General features: G+C 42.2%; 17 protein-coding genes. 3 read left to right on the forward strand and 14 right to left on the reverse strand.

Features of this window, described 5'->3' with window-relative positions; translation table 11 throughout:
* Nucleotides 1–6: 6 nt before the first annotated feature.
* From DACET_RS04055 to DACET_RS04080, 6 genes are all read right to left on the reverse strand, one after another.
* Complete coding sequence (locus DACET_RS04055; RefSeq protein ID WP_013010118.1) at nucleotides 7–1,119, reverse strand: ABC transporter permease; 1,113 nt, start codon at nucleotides 1,117–1,119, stop codon at nucleotides 7–9.
* 1 nt (nucleotide 1,120) lies between these two features.
* The gene (locus DACET_RS04060; RefSeq protein ID WP_013010119.1) at nucleotides 1,121–2,248 is read right to left on the reverse strand and encodes an ABC transporter permease; all 1,128 of its coding nucleotides are present in this window, start codon (nucleotides 2,246–2,248) and stop codon (nucleotides 1,121–1,123) included.
* Complete coding sequence (locus tag DACET_RS04065; protein WP_013010120.1) at nucleotides 2,241–4,142, reverse strand: ATP-binding cassette domain-containing protein; 1,902 nt, start codon at nucleotides 4,140–4,142, stop codon at nucleotides 2,241–2,243. Before DACET_RS04065 ends, DACET_RS04060 begins: the two co-directional genes overlap by 8 nt.
* Entirely contained in the window at nucleotides 4,139–5,170 is a 1,032-nt protein-coding gene (locus DACET_RS04070; protein WP_013010121.1) for an HlyD family secretion protein, read from the reverse strand. Before DACET_RS04070 ends, DACET_RS04065 begins: the two co-directional genes overlap by 4 nt.
* Nucleotides 5,167–5,802: a TetR/AcrR family transcriptional regulator gene (locus DACET_RS04075; RefSeq protein ID WP_013010122.1), complete on the reverse strand. Its 636-nt coding sequence runs from the start codon at nucleotides 5,800–5,802 to the stop codon at nucleotides 5,167–5,169. Before DACET_RS04075 ends, DACET_RS04070 begins: the two co-directional genes overlap by 4 nt.
* A gap of 96 nt (nucleotides 5,803–5,898) precedes the next feature.
* Nucleotides 5,899–6,810 (reverse strand): diguanylate cyclase, encoded by a 912-nt coding sequence (locus DACET_RS04080; RefSeq protein ID WP_013010123.1) that lies wholly within the window; start codon nucleotides 6,808–6,810, stop codon nucleotides 5,899–5,901.
* Nucleotides 6,811–6,963: 153 nt separating this feature from the next.
* On the opposite strand from DACET_RS04080, the gene DACET_RS04085 reads away from it, so the two are divergent.
* Both DACET_RS04085 and DACET_RS04090 read left to right on the forward strand, forming a co-directional pair.
* Nucleotides 6,964–8,364 carry an IS4 family transposase gene (locus DACET_RS04085; RefSeq protein ID WP_013010124.1) on the forward strand — a complete coding sequence of 467 codons (1,401 nt, stop codon included), beginning with the start codon at nucleotides 6,964–6,966 and terminating at the stop codon, nucleotides 8,362–8,364.
* 332 nt (nucleotides 8,365–8,696) lie between these two features.
* The gene (locus tag DACET_RS04090; protein ID WP_013010125.1) at nucleotides 8,697–9,584 is read left to right on the forward strand and encodes a DMT family transporter; all 888 of its coding nucleotides are present in this window, start codon (nucleotides 8,697–8,699) and stop codon (nucleotides 9,582–9,584) included.
* A gap of 71 nt (nucleotides 9,585–9,655) precedes the next feature.
* Here the strand turns inward: DACET_RS04090 and DACET_RS15945 are convergent.
* Nucleotides 9,656–10,407 (reverse strand): IS5 family transposase gene (locus tag DACET_RS15945; RefSeq protein WP_211204088.1). Its coding sequence is split into 2 segments (ribosomal slippage): nucleotides 9,656–10,092 and nucleotides 10,092–10,407, totalling 753 coding nucleotides; the frame shifts between segments, so codons are not numbered across the junction.
* A 94-nt stretch (nucleotides 10,408–10,501) separates the two neighbouring features.
* Between DACET_RS15945 and DACET_RS04105 the strand changes: the two genes are divergently transcribed.
* Nucleotides 10,502–12,346 (forward strand): sensor domain-containing diguanylate cyclase, encoded by a 1,845-nt coding sequence (locus DACET_RS04105; RefSeq protein WP_013010126.1) that lies wholly within the window; start codon nucleotides 10,502–10,504, stop codon nucleotides 12,344–12,346.
* Here DACET_RS04105 and DACET_RS04110 read toward each other — a convergent pair.
* The 7 genes from DACET_RS04110 to hutX form a co-directional block, all read right to left on the reverse strand.
* On the reverse strand, nucleotides 12,340–13,113 hold the full coding sequence (locus tag DACET_RS04110) for an RMD1 family protein (RefSeq protein WP_013010127.1): 774 nt from the start codon (nucleotides 13,111–13,113) through the stop codon (nucleotides 12,340–12,342). The two genes, DACET_RS04105 and DACET_RS04110, sit on opposite strands and share 7 nt — an antisense overlap.
* A gap of 150 nt (nucleotides 13,114–13,263) precedes the next feature.
* Complete coding sequence (locus DACET_RS04115) at nucleotides 13,264–14,016, reverse strand: ABC transporter permease (protein WP_013010128.1); 753 nt, start codon at nucleotides 14,014–14,016, stop codon at nucleotides 13,264–13,266.
* The gene (locus tag DACET_RS04120) at nucleotides 14,013–14,849 is read right to left on the reverse strand and encodes an ABC transporter ATP-binding protein (protein ID WP_013010129.1); all 837 of its coding nucleotides are present in this window, start codon (nucleotides 14,847–14,849) and stop codon (nucleotides 14,013–14,015) included. The genes DACET_RS04115 and DACET_RS04120 overlap by 4 nt, the downstream gene beginning before the upstream one ends.
* Nucleotides 14,846–15,622, reverse strand: coding sequence for an ABC transporter ATP-binding protein (locus DACET_RS04125; protein WP_013010130.1), 777 nt, complete (start codon nucleotides 15,620–15,622; stop codon nucleotides 14,846–14,848). Before DACET_RS04125 ends, DACET_RS04120 begins: the two co-directional genes overlap by 4 nt.
* The gene (locus DACET_RS04130) at nucleotides 15,619–16,605 is read right to left on the reverse strand and encodes a FecCD family ABC transporter permease (RefSeq protein ID WP_013010131.1); all 987 of its coding nucleotides are present in this window, start codon (nucleotides 16,603–16,605) and stop codon (nucleotides 15,619–15,621) included. The genes DACET_RS04125 and DACET_RS04130 overlap by 4 nt, the downstream gene beginning before the upstream one ends.
* Nucleotides 16,606–16,616: 11 nt before the next feature.
* Complete coding sequence (locus DACET_RS04135) at nucleotides 16,617–17,540, reverse strand: ABC transporter substrate-binding protein (RefSeq protein ID WP_013010132.1); 924 nt, start codon at nucleotides 17,538–17,540, stop codon at nucleotides 16,617–16,619.
* Nucleotides 17,528–18,025: a heme utilization cystosolic carrier protein HutX gene (gene hutX, locus DACET_RS04140; RefSeq protein WP_013010133.1), complete on the reverse strand. Its 498-nt coding sequence runs from the start codon at nucleotides 18,023–18,025 to the stop codon at nucleotides 17,528–17,530. Before hutX ends, DACET_RS04135 begins: the two co-directional genes overlap by 13 nt.
* Between the last annotated feature and the right edge of the window lie 7 nt (nucleotides 18,026–18,032).

Here is an 18,032-nt window from a genome sequence, read left to right on the forward strand (position 1 = left end):
GTCCGTTTACTCCAGAGTTTTCTTAAAACGTATAGATGCAAGAACTATGAAAAAAACGGCATGACCCGCCTGCCACAAAAGAGGCTGGTAAAGCTCATAAACTCCCGCTCCTTTAGATACAACTCCTATAATTGATTCGAATCCCCATCTCATAGGATCCAGCACAGTCAGGTATTGTATTATTATCGGCATGTTGTCAATGGGGAACAGAAAACCGCTGAGCAGTGCACACGGCATCATAATAAAAAATGCTGTCAGCAGTGCTTGTTGCTGAGTATAGGCTGAGGCACTTATAAGTAATGCAAGTCCCAGATATGCAAGTATGTTCAACCCTACAATCAACCCTAGCAGTATAAGGCTGCCTTTTATTACAACATCAAAAACCATAAATGCAATTACAAACATTAGAGCAGTTGTTGCGTAGCCAGTAATAAAAAAAGGAACAGTTTTACCTATTATAAATTCAAGTCTACCTATTGGTGTAACCATAACCTGCTCGATGGTGCCAATTTCTTTTTCCCTTACTATTGCTATGCTTGTAAGGAGTATGCTGGTAATCATTATCATCATGACGATTAAACCGGGAACATAGTAAAGACTGCTGTCCAGATTCTGGTTGAATAGGTTTCTGTTATTAAATACCACAGGCATATTGTCAGACCCGGTGAGACGGTATAGGCGTTCAATGTTATATTCATTCAGGAGCGTGTTCATATAACTGAATATTATGCCGGCGTCGTTACTCATGGTTCCGTCAGCTATAATTTGGATATCTGCTTTCTGATTGCTTAATAGCTTCTTTTCAGTGTCTGTCTGAAATATTACAGCTCCCCTGATCTCTCCTTTGTCAAGCATGTCGTGTATGTCTTTGAAGCTATTGGTATATCGTGTTATCTTGAAGTAGTCTGATGAGCCCAGCTTGCTTACGAGCTCAGTTGTTGTTTTGCTTTTATCCATGTCTAGTACACCAATATCAATATTCTTGACATCGAGAGTAAGAGCGAACGACATGACGAACATCTGTACCATTGGCACACCGAGAACAACCATACGCATTTTAGGGTCGCGAAGCATTTGTTTAAGTTCTTTAATGAGCATTGCCCGTAATTTTAAAAGCATATCAATCGAGCCTCAGTTTTAATTTTCTGACTGACAAGAAGACCATCAGCGCAGCGTATATTGTTAGGAAAGTGAAGTTTAAAAGCATCATTTCCAGCCCCACACCTTTCAGGTAAATGCTCTTTAGCATGGAGATAAAATATCTTGCCGGGAAAAAATGTGTGAGTATCTGAACAGGTAAAGGCATATTGGCTATTGTGAATATAAATCCGCTGAGAACAAGTGTCGGCAGAAAACCTGAAAGTAAAGCAATCTGATTTGCCAGTACCTGACTTTTTAGTGTGATGCTGAGCAGTAAGCCGTAAAAGAGCACCCCAATGAGGAAGACGGAAGCTACAAGGATAACAAGTGCCGGCTGTCCTCTGAGTGGGACGTCGAAAATGACCATTCCTAAAACAGTCGCTATTATGACATCTGCAAGTCCTACTGCGTAAAGCGGAATTGCTTTCCCCAGTGTTATTTCAAGTCTTGTGACGGGGGTGCTGATAAGTTGTTCTATGGTTCCCATCTCCCACTCTTTGGCAACTGTAACACTCGCCAGCATAGATGCGATGACAACCATTACAATAGCTGTTATCCCTGGTACAAGGTTATATGTGCTGTCCAGCCCTTGATTGTACCAAGATCTGGGAGATGCTGTAATGCTGCCTGATAAACTGGCTGAGTCGGCGATTATTTGTGTATTGTAGATACTTGCTAATGCTTGTGAATAATTCAGTATCAGACGTCCGGTATTTGCATCTGCTCCGTCTATAACTATGTTTATGTGAACAGGTGCGCTGGTATAAATGCTTTTACCGAAATGCTGGTCGATAATAACCCCTGCTTTGATAATTTTCTTTTTAAGGTCGTTTTCAAGATCGTTAGTGTTCTGATAATAGGATTTGATTTCAAAATACTGCGAACCATCAAAAAGTGATAATAGGTCACTGCTTTCTTTTGACATAGATATGTCATAGACACCAATGGGGACATTTTTGAGATCCATATTCAGTGCGTAACCGAAAAGGATAAGCAGCAGAACAGGAATAGCTATGGCAAGACCAAGACTTCTCCAGTCTCTTAATATATGAATGAACTCTTTAACAACAATTGCGTTTAATCTACGGAAGCTCAATGAGCTATTCATCTGTGCCCTCCGCAGAATCTATTAACGAGACAAACACATCTTCCATTGAAGGGGGGATCTTGTTTGATTCGAAAGGGAGGTTATTGTTGTGGAAATAGTTTTTTATATTGCTGCCGGCAATTTCAGGTGAGCTTGTCCTTACGTGAAGTCTGGCACCAAAGAGAGCAGTGTTGTTTACACCGGGTAGTTTAGAAATTTCTTTGATGTATAACTGTGGTTTTTCAACTTTGACATTAATAATACTGTCTTGCATATATTCAGTTTTGAGTTTCTCCGGTGTACCTTCGGCGATCATGTTACCTCTGAAAATCAGAGCCAGTCTGTCACAGTATTCAGCTTCTTCCATGTAGTGAGTGCTGACGAAAACTGTAACACCGCTGGAGGCGAGGCTGCCTATGATATCCCAGAAAAGCCTTCTGCTGGCAGGGTCTGCTCCGCTTGTCGGTTCGTCCAGAAAAACTATTGATGGTGAGTGAAGTATAGCACATGCAAGCGCAAGTCTCTGACGCCAACCGCCGGTAAGGTTTGCAGTTAATTCGCGTTTTCTTTCTGTTAGTCCGGAGAGCTCCAGAGCCCATTCCCGCCTTTTGGTAAGCTGTTTACCGGAAAGCCCGTATATGCCGCCGTAAAAATCTATATTTTCATAAATTTTAAGGTCTTCGTATAATGAGAATTTCTGGCTCATGTATCCGATGTTTGTTTTGATTTTTTCTGTTTCCGTATTTATGTTGCATCCTGCAACCGAGCCTTCTCCCTCTGTGGGGATGAGCAGTCCGCAAAGCATTTTGATAGTAGTGCTTTTACCAGCACCGTTAGGACCAAGGAAACCGTATATTTCGCCGTACTTAACATCTATGCTTACTGAGTTTACTGCCGTAAAACTGCCGAATCTTTTTGTTATTGAGTTAGTGCTTACAGAGCTTCCTGTTTTTTTCTTTATCCCTTCACTGGCGAGGGTTAGGAGGTGTGCTGTATTGTCTTCATACTTCTGAACCGACATGAAAATATCTTCCAGGTTCGGGCGTTCATTTGTGATGCTTTTTATGAAATCACACTTATTTTTAAGTAGGCTGGCTGTTTTTTCTCTATCTAAAGCATTTACACGTATGCTGTCGCCAAAGATATGCACATCATTTTCAGGAAGTATTGTACGTATTTCTGCTATATCAGTTTTAGGGGTGTGAGTTTTTATGGATAAGATGTTTATATTGCTATCTTTTATAACATCCTGCGGAGAGCCTTCAGCATATATCGCACCATTATTCATAAGCGCAACTTCAGAGCATCTTTCTGCTTCGTCAAGATATGCGGTTGATACTATTATAGTAACACCGTCGGCAGAGAGGTCATATAATATGCGCCAGAAGTCTCTTCTGCTGACAGGGTCAACACCATTTGTAGGTTCATCCAGAAGGAGTACTTTAGGTTTATGAACAAGTGCACATATAAGCTGTAATTTCTGTTTCATCCCGCCGGAAAGTTTGCCTGCTCTGCGGTCTTTGAACGGGCGCATATAACTGAAGTCAAGAAGATTGTCTATGTGCTTGTCCAGTCCGCTGTGTTTGACTCCGTAAAGATCTGCGTATAATTTTATATTTTCATATACTGTAAGATCCTGATATAAACCGAATTTCTGACTCATGTATGCGAGTTTGTTTTTAATCTCAGTCTGTTCCCTGATAGTCGAGTGCCCGCATATAAAGCCTTCGCCGCTGTCTGGTGTCATGATGCCCGCAAGCATTCGTAGAAGCGTGGTTTTACCTGCTCCGTCCGGACCTATGAGACCGAAAATTTCGCCTTCAGGGACATTTATGCTGACATTGTTGACAGCTTTCAGTCCCGCAAAGTTCTTAGTAAGTGATTGTGCTTTCACCGCGTGGGCGTTTATGTTCATTTTGCTGCCAATATAATTTTGCCTTCTACAGGCATTCCCTGTTTAAGTTCGCGGGCAGAGTTGTCAACTGTAACTTTAATTCTGTACATAAAATTAATACGTTCATCATATGTCTGTACTGTTTTAGGAGTAAACTCAGCTTCGGACGAGATATATGTTATTTCACCTGTGTACGTTTTATTAGGGTGTGAGTCTGAGACTATTTCAACTTTTTGACCGAGTTTTATTTTTCCAAGATATGGTTCACTGACGTAGCCTCTGATCCACATGTCTGAAAGGTCGGATACTGTGAGGATTACTGAACCTGTTTGTATAAATTCTCCCTCTTCTGCGACTTTGGTAAGCACTGTGCCTGATATAGGCGACTTGAGTGTGGTGTATTCAAGCTTTTGTTTAGCTTGCATGAGAGCCTGTTCAGATATTGAGACAACTGCTTTAGCTTTAGTGATAGCTTCATTTCTTGCCCCTTCTATAGCAAGGCTGAGGCTTTCTTCGGTTTGTCTTTCAGCAGCCTTAGCTTCTTCATAAGTATGCTTCGCTTTTTCGTATGCTGTTTTGTAAAGTTCGTATGTTCTTTTGCTGACACCGTTTTCGGCAAATAAGGCTCTGAAACGTTCTTCATCTGACTGTGCCTGCGAGAGTTCTGCTGATGCGCTTTTTACTGCTGCCTGTGCTTTGTCAAGTGCAGCTTTTGCATTTCGTATTTCCTGTTTTCTGCTTCCGGCAAGCACTTCCGAAAGCTCGGCGTTTCTGTAGGCAAGCTCTGCTTCCGCAGCTGTTACTGCCAGTCTTTCGTCTACGTCATCCAGCGTAGATACAACAGCATCCAGAGGTATATCATCGCCTTCGTCATAATATATTTTATCAATGCGTCCTGAGGTTTTGAATGATAGGCGCACGCTTGTTGTTTCTGCTGTTCCGGAGAACAGGTAGGTGTCTTCGGGTTGTCTGAGCTGAGTTGTGGCAGCTTTATAAAAGACTACTCCGAGAACTGCCAGCACAACCATTGTAAGCAGGACTTTTTTCATTTTGTTCCCCTTTTGTATCCTTTTATGCCGTTCATGCTAAATATGAAAATATGTTTTGCATGCTGTTCTATTTCACTGTTTTCATGTTTAATTTCAAATCCGCTTCTCTTAAGGAAGTTTTTTGCAATAAGAGGGTGAGTTATCTGACCGACTATGCTGGATGCAAACCTCACCAGCTCTTTTTGAGGGATGTCCCCCATTATATCTTTTAATGTACTGATGAATAACTCAATAATGGCTGCAAGGTGTTCGTTGTAAATGTCTTCCATTGCTTCAGAAGGGTCAATCAGCTCTTTAGCCAGAAGTGTAACCGCAGAAGGGTTTTTCCCAACTCCTTTTTCTCCGAGAAGTCTGTGTGAAAGGAGTCTTATCATATTTCTGAGTTTATCTTCCGGTTCCATATCTTCATTAACATACATTGTTACAGGGTTCTGGTTAAAAGCTTCTCCTATTGTTTTCTGTATTATTTCTTTATAAAGATTCTTCTTGTTTCTGAAGTGATAATTTACTAGAGCAAGGCTTACGTCTGCCTCTTTGCAGATGTCTCTGATAGTTGTTCCTTTGAAGCCGTTCTGACCGAAAAGATTCAGAGCTGCTAAATATATCCTTTCTTTTGGATCTTGTTCCTGCACGGTTAACTCCTAAACGTTTGTTCTAAACAAGTGTATAGTTATTTTCGTTATAAAAGCAATAGTTATTTAAATAAATTTTGAAAATGTTTCTTAGTCTCAGGCGAAAGATACTCTGTTCTTACCGCTCTGCTTAGATTTATACATTGCGCTGTCTGCACGTTTGATGACAGACTCAGGGGTGTCATTTCCTTTACATACTGTGCACCCTACGGAGACTGTTATGGAAATTTCTTTGTTATCCCCGGCATGTATCCAGCTTTTTTCTATGAAAATCCTTAGCCTTTCAGCAACTGCTCTTGTTGAGGCTGGTGTAAGGTTAGGGGCTATAATGACGAATTCTTCGCCCCCCCATCGGCACGCGACGTCCATGGAGCGCAGTGTGCCTGTTAGTGATTTCCCTACCATTTTCAATACTTTATCGCCTGTGTCGTGCCCGTATGTGTCATTGACTGTTTTGAAATCGTCAATGTCTAAGAAAAACACGCTGAACGGAATTCCGACATCAAGCCATTCATTTATCCGGCGGGTGAGGGTTATCTCTGCATATTTTCTGTTTCCGATAGATGTGAGGGTGTCTGTATAGACTTCTTCTTTAAGCTTTTCCAGTTCACAGATAAGTTCGCCATGAGTATTTTTGGACAAGTCGCTGAACATTTCAACAGCGCCTATTATTTCTCCTTCATCGTTGACTATAGGTGCAACACGCGTATATACATGGACTCTATGTCCGTTCTTGTGGTGGAGGTAGATAGTTTTCTCTTTTGTCTCTGCCTTATCAACGGCATCCTGAAGGGGGCAGTTTCCTGTGCATAGTTCATTCCCTTCTTCGTCTATGTGTCGAAGGAGGTTGGTTGCACAGCTCTTTCCCATAACTTCTTTTTTAGTGTAGCCGGTGATATTTTCTGCGGCTTTGTTCCAGTAAGTTATGTTCCTGTCCTTGTCAACGTAGTAGATCCCTTCGGACAGATGTTCCAGAATATTTTGATAGACGTTTTCGGATACTATCATCTTATATCACCTGCATTTATTTATTATAACTCAAGTTTCGCATCTTGATATAGTGCGATAACTTGTTGTTATAGCTAGGATAACAATAGAAAAAGTCTCACATAGATGGTATATTGATTTTCCAATAACAATTACATCAAGGAGACTTTTTCTATGCTTGAGAATAAATCATGGCAGTCTGAAATACAAGCGGCATTGTGGAAAGAATTTGAGATATTCCGAGTAATGAAGGCTTTGCAACTGCGTACAATTGCCTATAGGTGCGGTATTTCAAAGAATCAGGGCGTCGAGCCGTTTTCGATTCTTGTGGCTTTAGTTTTTCTGACTTTTCTCGGTAAGAGCGTTCACCATTTTGTTTCCCATTGCCGGAACAGTCTATTTGATTTAGGCGGTAAAGATGTTTTTTATCGTTTAAGTACACGTACAAGTATCAATTGGCGGCGTTTTATGATGGATATATCGCTTAATGTGATCAGATATTTCAAATCATTCAGCAGCTGGCAGCAGCGTGTTCTTGTAATTGATGACACAGTAATTCAGAAAGCCGGCAAAAAGATAGAAGAAGTATCATGGGTGTTTGACCATAGCAAAGGTAAAAGCGTGAAAGGCTTCAGTGCTGTTGTGCTTGGCTGGAGTGATCGTGCGTCATTTGTCCCTGTAGATTTTGCTTTGCAGCGAAGCAGCAGAAAAGTATTCAAACAATCGACAGAAATTGAAATGGATAAGCGGATGCTGGCGTGGCATCGTCGACAGGAAGCAGTAAAAGACAAACCAACACTGGTAAAGGAAATGCTTAAACGGGCGAAACAGAAGGGTCTGGATGCTGGGGCTGTTCTGTTTGACAGCTGGTACTGTATGCCGAGGCTGGTGTCGTCAATTTATAATGAGATAGGCTATGACGTGATTGCCATGCTTAAAACTACACCGACATTGACTGTTGCTGTAAATGGCAAGGTATACTCAACCAAACGCTTATGGGAATGTGTTGTTCCAGATTTGATTAAGGCAACAGTAACAATTGGCAAAGATCGGGTGTCTGTATCTTCCATCAATGCTTTTTTCGGTTCAACTCTGGTTAAGCTGGTCTTCTGTCAGCCATCTGAGAAAAGTAAATCAAAGAAGCCTATTATTCTACTGTCTACGGATACATCTTTGACATCGGCAAAAATAATTGAAACCTATGGTCAGCGTTGGGCAGTAGAAGTGTTGTTTAAAGATGCCAAGAGCAAGCTTTTCTTTGGGAAAAATCAATCCAGAACCTTTGAGGCTACTATTTGCTTCCTAACACTATCGCTCGTTAGGTTTATCATCCTGAGCTATATGGAACGGATAAATGGTGATTTCCGTCACAAAGGCAGTCTGTATGAGGGTCTGCGTTATGAGGTCGAAGAACTGAATATTCTGGCGTTTATGGAAAAATTCATAAACCGATTATTATCAATAATTGATGGAGCAAAGGAAACATTTACAGTTTTTATGAATAAATTGGCTGGAATACAGGAAATGGTAAGGCTTTCAATACAGAATCTGATGTTTCAAAGGTGCGAAACTTGAGATTGTTATTGGAAAATCAATATACCATCTATGTGAGACTTTTTCTATTGTTATCCTAGCTATAACAACAAGTTATCGCACTATATCAAGATGCGAAACTTGAGTTATAATATAACATATTGTCAAAACATTTTAAAGTGTATAAGATTGGTCTCTTTTGTGTGCAAGGATATGTTGCTCTGGAAACGCTTGGTACGTAGCGTTTTATTGGCGTTTGCTATAGTTATTATTATCATGCAAATAAATAAAAATAGATAAAAAGGTTTTTTGAGGATTATACACCTTTTAAATAAAAGGGTTAAAGTGTATATTTTCATGGAAAGGAGAAGCATATGCCTGAAAAATCAGCTAAAGGTGTTGTGTTACATTTGCTTATCGGTGCTTTTCTTATCAGTTTTTCCCCTGTGTTTGTTAAGTTGTCAACAACAGCTGGCACAACATCCGGTTTTTACAGAATGTTTTTCGGACTTTTGGGGCTGTCTGCACTCTTCTTTTTCGGTGGGAAGCTCCAGCGCACCAGTTTGAAAGGGTTTATGGTTATTACCATCTGCGGTCTTTTTTTCTATTTGGATATCTATTTCTGGCATATCAGCATTTTATATGTTGGTGCAGGTCTTTCCACTTTACTGGCTAATTTTCAGGTTTTTTTTATGGCCGGTCTGGATATTCTTGTCTTTAAGCAGAAGCTTTCTAAAAGGCTGGGAGTTGCGATTTTGATGGCAGTCATCGGGCTGTATCTCCTTGTGGGAACGGGCTGGGGCGATAAAGATGATGCCTTCCGTATGGGTGTTTTTTTCGGGCTGCTCACTGCCATGGCATATTCCGGCTATCTGTTTACTTTACGCCTTGCGGGCAGCCTTACTGAGCCTGTTGATAAACGAATGAGTATGTTGATAGTTTGCCTTGTGGGAACTGTTGCCCTTGGGGTCACTGCCCTTATTTCTGGTGAAAGCCTTGCAATACCTGATGTTGAGACAGGAGTATACCTTGTGTCATACGGAGTGCTTAGTCAGGCTGTCGGATGGGTGATGATTGCTGCTGCTCTGCCGAGGACAAGGCTGACTATTGGCGGACTTGTACTGCTTCTCCAGCCGACACTGGCATATGTCTGGGATGTTGCCTTTTTTGATAAAGTTATTGCCAATACAGATTTATTGGGGGCAGGGCTTGCCATCTTTGCTATTTATCTGGGGACAATACGTCCTGCTGGAAGACGCTGAGTTAATGTTTTAACATTTTGATTGCCCGTGTTTTCTTTCTAAATTATAATTTAATTAGGGGCTGTTCACATTTATTTTAACCATATGATTACAGCCACCAATGTTACCATTGCCTCATAGTTTCTTGCAAGTTTTTCATATCTTGTGGCAATTCGCCGGAATTCTTTCATTCGCTGAAAGAGCCTTTCAACCAGATTGCGCTCTTTATACAAATGCTTGTCATATTTCCGTTGTTCTAATCTATTACATTTAGGCGGGATAACTGCAACAGCACCAGCCTGTATTATTGAAGACACAAAAGCATTGGAATCGTACCCTCTGTCAGCAATCACATAAGCAGGTGAAAATCCTGCGATGAGATTATCTGCCTGAGCGTATTCCGACTCCTGTCCTCCCGTAAGGATAAACCTTACAGGGTTGCCATGTGAATCCACAGATGCATGAATCTTAGTACTCAGACCGCCTCTGGAACGCCCTTGGCATTCTTGGTTTTGGCAGTTTTTTTTGATGCACCATGTTGATGAACCCTTACAATACTGCCGTCTACCATAAGGTACTCAAGGTCTGCATCTCCAGACAGCTCTGCAAATACTTTCTGCCAAACATCCTTTTTAGCCCATCTGTCATAACGTACGTATACACTATGCCATTTGCCAAAGCAGGGGTGCATGTCACGCCAAGGACTACCTGTTCTGGCTATCCATAAGACTGCTTCTACAAAAAGACGGTTATCTTTAGCTGTTACTCCGCTGTCGCTCTTTTTTCCGGGGAGCATATCTTTGATGCGTTCCCATTGTTCATCTGATAATTGAGCTCTATACATAAAATACTCCAATTATTTCATTGGAATATATATCGGCATTAATTTAAATGTGAACAGCCCCTAGTTATAAACAAATTATCATCTGGTTATTATTATGCTTAAATCTCCTTCGACACGTATCCTGATTGTTGTGATGTTCTTTTGGGCAACGGCTTGGGCTGAAGTCTCCTGCGCCTATCCAGTGAAGGTTTCTGATTCAAAAGTAAGTGTCAATATAGGTCTGTCTGTGGAGTATTACGAAGATAAAACTGCAACACTGACCCTTAAAGATGCCATCAGGCTTAATAATGAAAATCAGTTTCGTTCGTCTGTTAAGCTGCCTTTGAATTTTGGATATTCCAAAAGCACGTACTGGCTGTCTTTTTCTGTTATGGGGGATACTGCATCAATGTCAGGCTGGGTTTTGGATATTCCTTATGCTCCTCTTGATTATATCACGGTATATATCCCTAATGGAAAGGGGAGTTATGCGGAATTTCGCGGAGGGGACAAAGTCAGATTTAAAGACAGGCAGGTTGAGTACAAAAACGCAGTATTTATGCTCGGGCGTGATCTGCTCCCTTATCAGGAATATTATATTAAAGTGTCGTCAGGTGGATCTCTAAATCTTCCGATTTTCCTTTGGACAGGAGCCGGTTTTACCCAGCATGTAAACATGGTGCAGACAGGGATGGGGATATACTTTGGTGTCATGTTTGCTCTTCTGCTTTATAACGCTTACTTATATTTTTCGATACGGGACAAAGACTTCTTGTTTTGTATCTTGATTATACTTGTTTATTCAGTTGAACAGGCAAGCTACAGCGGTATGGCTGCGCAGTTTCTCTGGTCCGATTTGCCTTGGTGGTCAAATAACAGCCTTGTCTTTTTCTCTATTCTTTTGTTTTTATCTATTACTGTTTTTACAAAATCTTTTCTGAAGCTGAAAGAGTATTCCAAAACTTTAAACATCATAATGAAGTTATATATCAGCTATTATGTTGCGCTGTTTCCGGCTTTTTTTATTATGGGCTACAGGATTACAAGCATTGCAGCTGCAACAGTGGGTATATCACTTATTATTATGGTCTTTCTTACTTCCCTCATTGTATATTCTAAAGGCTATAAGCCTGCCAGGTTTCTTCTGCTTGCATGGACTCTCTTTCTGTTAGGGCTTGGACTTATGCTTCTGAAGCTTCTGGGGATTCTTCCACCTGTTTTTATTACAGAGTATTCTGTGCAGATAGGTTTTACAGCTAATGCTGTACTTTTGTCATTTGCTCTTGCGGACAGAGTTAATATGTTGCGCAGAGATAAAGAAGAAGCACAAAAAGCAACTCTCAGTCAGCTTGAAATATCTGAACGGATAAAATCTGAATTTCTTGCTGAAACAGAGAAGCTTGTGGATGAACGCACAAAAGAGCTGGAAGAAGCTAATCAGAGGCTGGTTGAGCTTGCCTCTATTGATGTACTCACAGGGCTTTATAACAGAAGGATTTTTAATGAAACTCTGCAAAAAGAATTCAGTAGGGCAAAAAGAACAGGTTCCCTTATCTCAATTATATTGATCGATATTGATTACTTTAAGAACTATAATGATTATTATGGACATCTCGAAGGTGATGCTTGCCTTGCTGAACTTGCTGACATCTTTACTAATTCCGTTAACAGGTCAACAGATACTATAGCAAGATACGGTGGTGAGGAATTTGCTATTATTCTTTGTGATACCCGTCTTGACGGAGCATTAAAAGTTGCTGAAAGCATACGCTTTACTGTGGAGGAGTCCTGTATCCCTCACAAAATGTCACCGATAGGATATGTAACCGTTAGTTGCGGTATCGCAAGTATCACGCCTTTAATGCAGGATAAGCCTGAAGACCTTCTCAGCAAGGCAGATCAGGCTCTTTATAAAGCTAAGAGTTCCGGCAGAAACCAAGTTGTCACCAGCAGTTATTGAGCTCTGAAAAACATTTCGTATAACGTAAGAAATATCTCCACAACAATAAGGATTACAATATACCACTCAACACGTAGAGAGTGGGATTTGTTGATAAGCTCAAGCTGTGTTTCCGCAGTTACAGATATGAGCTCAAGTTTTTTTTGCAGTGCAGAGTTTCTTTCTGATATTTCAAATTCATCTTTCAGTTTCAAATAGAATTTCTCCAGTTCTGGGTGGTCCCATAGCACCTCTGGTTTCTCACTTACTTCCACACGCCCCACAAGCATCTGCTGAATGAGCAGGGTGGCTCCTATCCGGTGGATTATCTCTTTTGAGCGTATTTTTTCGTTGTATCCTTTCATCAATCTGCGGGCAAGAGGTTCAATCTCTGTAAATACGCCGGACATTGCTGTTTCGTACCTTTCCAGCATCACGCTTTTCGCCATGATGTCAGACATTACAAGCACTCTTTCCCATGTGAGATCTTTGAGTGTGATGTGGTCGCCCGTTATATTGTCTTCGGCTGCATGAAGCTGTATTTGTATTGTTTCATCAATTTTAGGTGAAACGGGTGTTTCCATATGTGGCGCTATAACATCCATAGCTCCCTGAAACTCTGTTTCGTTCAGTCCGATTGTAACCACTACTCCAAAGCGAAACGCAACGACCCATTGGTTTTTTCCTACAAGAAAGCTTGAAGGCAGATAGGACATTCTCTGACCAAGATCAATCCTTTTTGTCAGAATTTTTTCACTGACATATGTTGCTGTCATGGACAAGTTCATATTTAAACCTCTTTAAGATATGTAAGGATATCCCTTTTTTCAGAGAAATCAATTTAAGCTTAAGACCGGATTTTGCCCAATCAGCAGCATAGAAAGCACAAAGGCAGCTGATGTTGAGGAATTAGTTTTTTTGTATAACCTGATAGGCGCTTATTCGGAATACCGTTTCAGCATATTCCCGCCGATAAGAAAGGCTATGATAGTCAGTGCACAAAGTACAAAAAACGATGTTAACGCATTACCCGAAAGGGACTCTGCGCGCATCAGGATATTTGTATGGCTCAGAGGCATGATGTAAACAACCCATTGCACAGCCTTTGGCAGATAATCCACAGGGTAAAATGTGCCGGAAAAGAAAGCCATAGGCATGATGATGAAGTTTACTATCAGAGCGTTTGACTCCAGATCTTTTATTAAGAGTCCGGTTATGACACCCACTCCGGCGAAAAAACTCATGTTAAGAACGAGTGCTATAAAAGACATCCATGTAAAAGGGAATGCTCCGAACATTAGAAACCCTGCCCCCATTATAAATATCACAGCAACGAAACCACGCACAATTCCTGAAAGCACAAGCCCGCCCATCACAGATAAACTGCTGACAGGTGATGTTATGATAGTCTGAAAACTTCCAGAGTGAAGCCTGCCGATACTTACAGAGGTCATAACAAGGTTGTATGAGTTATTCATGGAGCTCATGCATATTATCCCCTGAAGAAGAAATGTGGTATATTCCATACCGCCGACATCAATCCTGGAGCCGAGCCCCAGACCGAATGCTGCCAGATATACCACGGGGGAAAAGAGACTGTAGAAAACATATCCGAAGCGAAAGAGTTTGCTCTTCAGCAGCAGCAGTTCTCTGTAGAAAACCGCATAAGTACCAGATAAAACAGTTGTCACGGGCAATCCTCCTTCATGTCCAGAAGAACATCCTCAAGCCTTGGTTTGTGGATGCTGTAATCATTTATGTTGTGCTTTTTAACATATTGAATCAGCTCTGCATCAGACGGGAACATTTTAGTCACTTGCGCCCTGCCTAAAGCCATGTCAACAGCAAGGGAGCCAGCCTGTTCAACCAGTTTCGCCGGGCTGCCGGTTTTAACCAGTTTGCCTTTCTGCATGAGCGCAACACGTCCGCATAATTGCTCAGCTTCGTCAGTATAGTGGGTTGTGAGCAGGACTGACTTACCTGATTCTTTAATATGTCTGATCATCTGCCAGATATCTTTTCTGATAGACGGATCGAGCCCGATCGTCGGTTCATCCATGAATATAAGCTTAGGGTCACCCAGCATAACTCTTGTGAGCATTACACGTCTCTTCTGCCCGCCGGAGAGGTCAGAAACGCGTTCTTTTGCTTTTTCAGCAATCCCGAACTGGCTCAGTACGTCTGCCACTCGTTTTTTTGCGTTTTCTACTTTATGCAGTTTGGCATAAATATATAAATTGTCCTGAACACACAGCTCATTGTCAAGATTGATCTCCTGCGGGACAATAGCTATCTGCTCTCTGGCAAAGAAGTTGTTTGTAAAGATATTTACACCCAGCATTTTTGCCGACCCGCTATCCGGTTTGGTTAATGTTGACAACATCTTAATAACTGTTGTTTTACCTGCTCCGTTTTCACCCAGCAGACCGAAAATCTCTCCTGTGTGAATATGAAAGCTGACACCGTCCACAGCCTTTATCTTTTTATAAGTTTTTTTAAGGTGGTCAGCACGCAGCAGTATCATGCCACACCCATAGGGACAGCAACACGGTTATTGTTGACGTCTAGTACTGTTGAGCGGACATTGAAGATGCCCGAAATATTTTCTTCGGTCATTACTTCCTGCGGTGTGCCGTCTTTACACACAGTTCCATCTTTAAGTGCGATTATCCTGTGGCTGAAGCGGGAAGCGAGATTAAGATCGTGCAGAACCATAATTACTGTCAGACCGCATTCTCTGTTTAGCTTTTCGAGGAGCTCCAGCACCTCAAACTGGTGATGTACGTCCAGATAGGTTGTCGGTTCATCCAGAAGCAGTGTTTTAGGCTGCTGTGCAAGAGCCATAGCTATCCATGCCCTCTGGCGTTCGCCACCGGAAAGCTGCCCGAGTCTTTTAAACCGCTTATCTTTGAGCCCTGTTGATTCAATAGCCCAGTCGACGGTGTCTCTGTCTGTTTTATCAAACTTACTCATCAGCTTTTTATGAGGGTTTCTGCCATAGGAAACCAGACAGTGAACAGGTGTGTCCATCGGTGCTGTCGGTGCCTGAGGAAGTATCCCCATGTTGCAAGCTATCTCCTGTGCGGAGTAGCTGTCTATCGTTTTATCATTTATATAAACTTTTCCGCTGAAAGGTTTTATCAATCTACCCATAGTCTTTAAAAGGGTTGATTTGCCCGAACCGTTCGGACCGATGACAGAAGTTATATTTGATTGACCGAAGCTGATTGAAATATTTTTAATTATCGGTTTTTTATTATATCCGGATATCAGGTTTTCACATGAAAAGTATTTCATTTCCGCACCCTCCTATTCAGCAGATACAGAAAGAAAGGAGCTCCGGCGAATGCCATTATTACACCCACAGGCAGCTCATAGGGGCTGAAAAGAGTTCTCGCCACGGTATCTGCGATTATAACTGTCAAAGCTCCGAATACAGCGCTGAGCGGTATGAGTATCCTGTTGTCAGAGCCGACCATAAGCCTTGTTATGTGGGGGATTATGAGCCCGACAAAGCCGAGCATCCCCGCAACACTCACAGCAGAGGCTGCAAGCATTGTGGCTAGTATGACCATAAAGAGCTTCGACTTCTCCACGCTCATCCCCAGCCCTTTTGCCACATCGTCACCCAGAGCCAGTATATTCAGGTATTTTCCGCATACGAATGCTCCCAGTACGCCTATCACAGAGTAGGGGAGTATCATTTGGACATGGTTCCAGCTTCTGCCATTTAAGGCGCCAGCCATCCAGCTCAGAGTCCCCTGAACCTTGTCGCTCTGGAGCACCATAAGCGCTGTCATAAAAGCGCCAAGAAAGGCTGAAATGGCAACTCCGGCGAGAATAAGCCTCAGCGGGTGTGCTCCGTTTTCATAGGCAAGCATATATATTAATGCAGCTGTGCCCATAGCCCCCAGAAAAGCCGCAAAGGGAACGAGGTGACTTACCGCCGGATAAAGTATCATAACAAACATCGCAGAAAGTCCTGCGCCGGAGGAAATGCCTATTATACCCGGATCTGCCAGCGGGTTTTTGAGTATCGACTGGAGTATTGCACCGGAAAGCGCAAGGTTTATGCCCACTAGTCCGCCGACTATTATTCTGGGGATACGGATGTTCATTACAACATGATAGAGTCCGCCTGTTTCAACTCCTGAAAACACCCTTACAAAGTCGTCAAATGCAATATTAACTGTTCCTGACATGACACTGTAGGTAAACCCGGCAACAAGGAGAGTTAGCCCTGCCGCTGTGGTGATGGTTCTCTTGGTATTTTCTGTCATGCTTATTGTGCTCACTTTATTATATCTCCGTACATAAGCTCGGAAAGTTCTGCAACGGCTTCCCCAGTGCGTACAGTTGGGTTAACTCCGTATGTTGCAAAAGGGAGCTTAATTGTGTGCCCCTGCTGCACCGCACGCAGAGACTGCCATGCGGGGTGCTGGAGAAGGCTTTTGTCTTCTGAAGGTGTCATCAGGTCTTCATGGGTGATGATGAATATTATGTCAGGATCCTGTATCAGCGTATACTCAAGGCTTACAGGTACGAATCCCTTAAACATCCCCCCTTTTGATTTCTCTTTTGAATCTTTTGCGATGTTGATGCCGCCTGCCAGCTCAAGCATCTGCCCGACAAAACTGTCCGGCATTGCCATGCTGAAGCTTTCAGTGGAGCCGAAGAGCACGAGAGCTTTCTTTTTATTAAGCCCTGCTGTTGCCTTTTCTACTGCTTCAAGCTTTGTATTTATCTTTTCCCATGACAATTTTGCTGCATCAGAATTTCCTGCTATTTTGCCGAATATTTCCATATGGTGTTTTATGTCGCTGACATTCTGGATAGTGAAGATTGCCATTTTGACTCCGGCGGATTCAAGGCTGCCGCGTATCCCTACGTGATAAGGGAAATTCAGACCTATAACGAGATCCGGCTGCATGGTGACTATCTTTTCTATATCCGGAGAGTCTACTCTGCCCATACTCGGAAGATGTTTCACTTTTTCTTTAATATAGCCGGGCATAGTGCTGCTTTCAGCGTATGCTGCGGGAGTTCCGCCGGCTGCTATGAAAAGCTCAAGGTTAGAGCTATTCAGCACGATTACTTTTTCTGGTGTTTTTTCCAGTGTAATGGTTTTGCCTGTGTCATCTGTGAAGCTTATCTGCGCAGAAACCTGCACAGCCAGAAGCATCATCAGGGAAGCAAGGAGTGTTATGATCCGCATTCTGCATACCTCTTTTTCAGTTCCATAAATTTTTCGCGCTGCTCGGGCTTGATCTCGCCTTTTTCGTCTCTGCCAAGATAAAATTTGATACCCGCATCCCCCTGCTGGTCGTATATCTGAATGGAGTGACTCTCTTTACCCATGAATGGTCTGCTCACGAAGTATATCCCGTCAAATTTATCAGCTATGAGATGTCCACCCACTGGATTTCCTTTTTCATGCAGGTTGAAAAAGCCATGGGAATGTTTCCCCTTTGGCAATGTCCCTTTTACTTCAAAGATAACGCTGCCGTTAGTCACTATCATCATGATGTCCCCCCAGCCGGAGACAGTCTCCACAATGTCATCAAAAGCGTCTACAGGAGCGTATGATGCTTCTTCCGGTATGGCTTTTAGTATATCTCTTTCAGGTACATTCAGTTTTTTTGCCGCAGAGTAGGTTGCAGCTCCTTTATTTTCTTTTAGATAATTTATTATATTTTCCATTGTTCAC

The sequence above is a fragment of the Denitrovibrio acetiphilus DSM 12809 genome, assembly GCF_000025725.1.
Classification (GTDB): domain Bacteria; phylum Chrysiogenota; class Deferribacteres; order Deferribacterales; family Geovibrionaceae; genus Denitrovibrio; species Denitrovibrio acetiphilus.

Excerpts from the sequence above, each read along its gene's own strand:
- DACET_RS04065 (WP_013010120.1), bottom strand. The coding sequence starts at position 4,142 with ATGAACATAAACGCCCACGCGGTGAAAGCACAATCACTTACTAAGAAC.
- DACET_RS04060 (WP_013010119.1), bottom strand. The coding sequence starts at position 2,248 with ATGAATAGCTCATTGAGCTTCCGTAGATTAAACGCAATTGTTGTTAAA.
- DACET_RS04130 (WP_013010131.1), bottom strand. The coding sequence starts at position 16,605 with ATGACAGAAAATACCAAGAGAACCATCACCACAGCGGCAGGGCTAACT.
- DACET_RS04110 (WP_013010127.1), bottom strand. The coding sequence starts at position 13,113 with ATGAACTTGTCCATGACAGCAACATATGTCAGTGAAAAAATTCTGACA.
- hutX (WP_013010133.1), bottom strand. The coding sequence starts at position 18,025 with ATGGAAAATATAATAAATTATCTAAAAGAAAATAAAGGAGCTGCAACC.
- DACET_RS04055 (WP_013010118.1), bottom strand. The coding sequence starts at position 1,119 with ATGCTTTTAAAATTACGGGCAATGCTCATTAAAGAACTTAAACAAATG.
- DACET_RS04125 (WP_013010130.1), bottom strand. The coding sequence starts at position 15,622 with ATGAAATACTTTTCATGTGAAAACCTGATATCCGGATATAATAAAAAA.
- DACET_RS04120 (WP_013010129.1), bottom strand. The coding sequence starts at position 14,849 with ATGATACTGCTGCGTGCTGACCACCTTAAAAAAACTTATAAAAAGATA.
- DACET_RS04105 (WP_013010126.1), top strand. The coding sequence starts at position 10,502 with ATGCTTAAATCTCCTTCGACACGTATCCTGATTGTTGTGATGTTCTTT.
- DACET_RS04070 (WP_013010121.1), bottom strand. The coding sequence starts at position 5,170 with ATGAAAAAAGTCCTGCTTACAATGGTTGTGCTGGCAGTTCTCGGAGTA.
- DACET_RS04135 (WP_013010132.1), bottom strand. The coding sequence starts at position 17,540 with ATGCGGATCATAACACTCCTTGCTTCCCTGATGATGCTTCTGGCTGTG.
- DACET_RS04085 (WP_013010124.1), top strand. The coding sequence starts at position 6,964 with ATGCTTGAGAATAAATCATGGCAGTCTGAAATACAAGCGGCATTGTGG.
- DACET_RS04080 (WP_013010123.1), bottom strand. The coding sequence starts at position 6,810 with ATGATAGTATCCGAAAACGTCTATCAAAATATTCTGGAACATCTGTCC.
- DACET_RS04090 (WP_013010125.1), top strand. The coding sequence starts at position 8,697 with ATGCCTGAAAAATCAGCTAAAGGTGTTGTGTTACATTTGCTTATCGGT.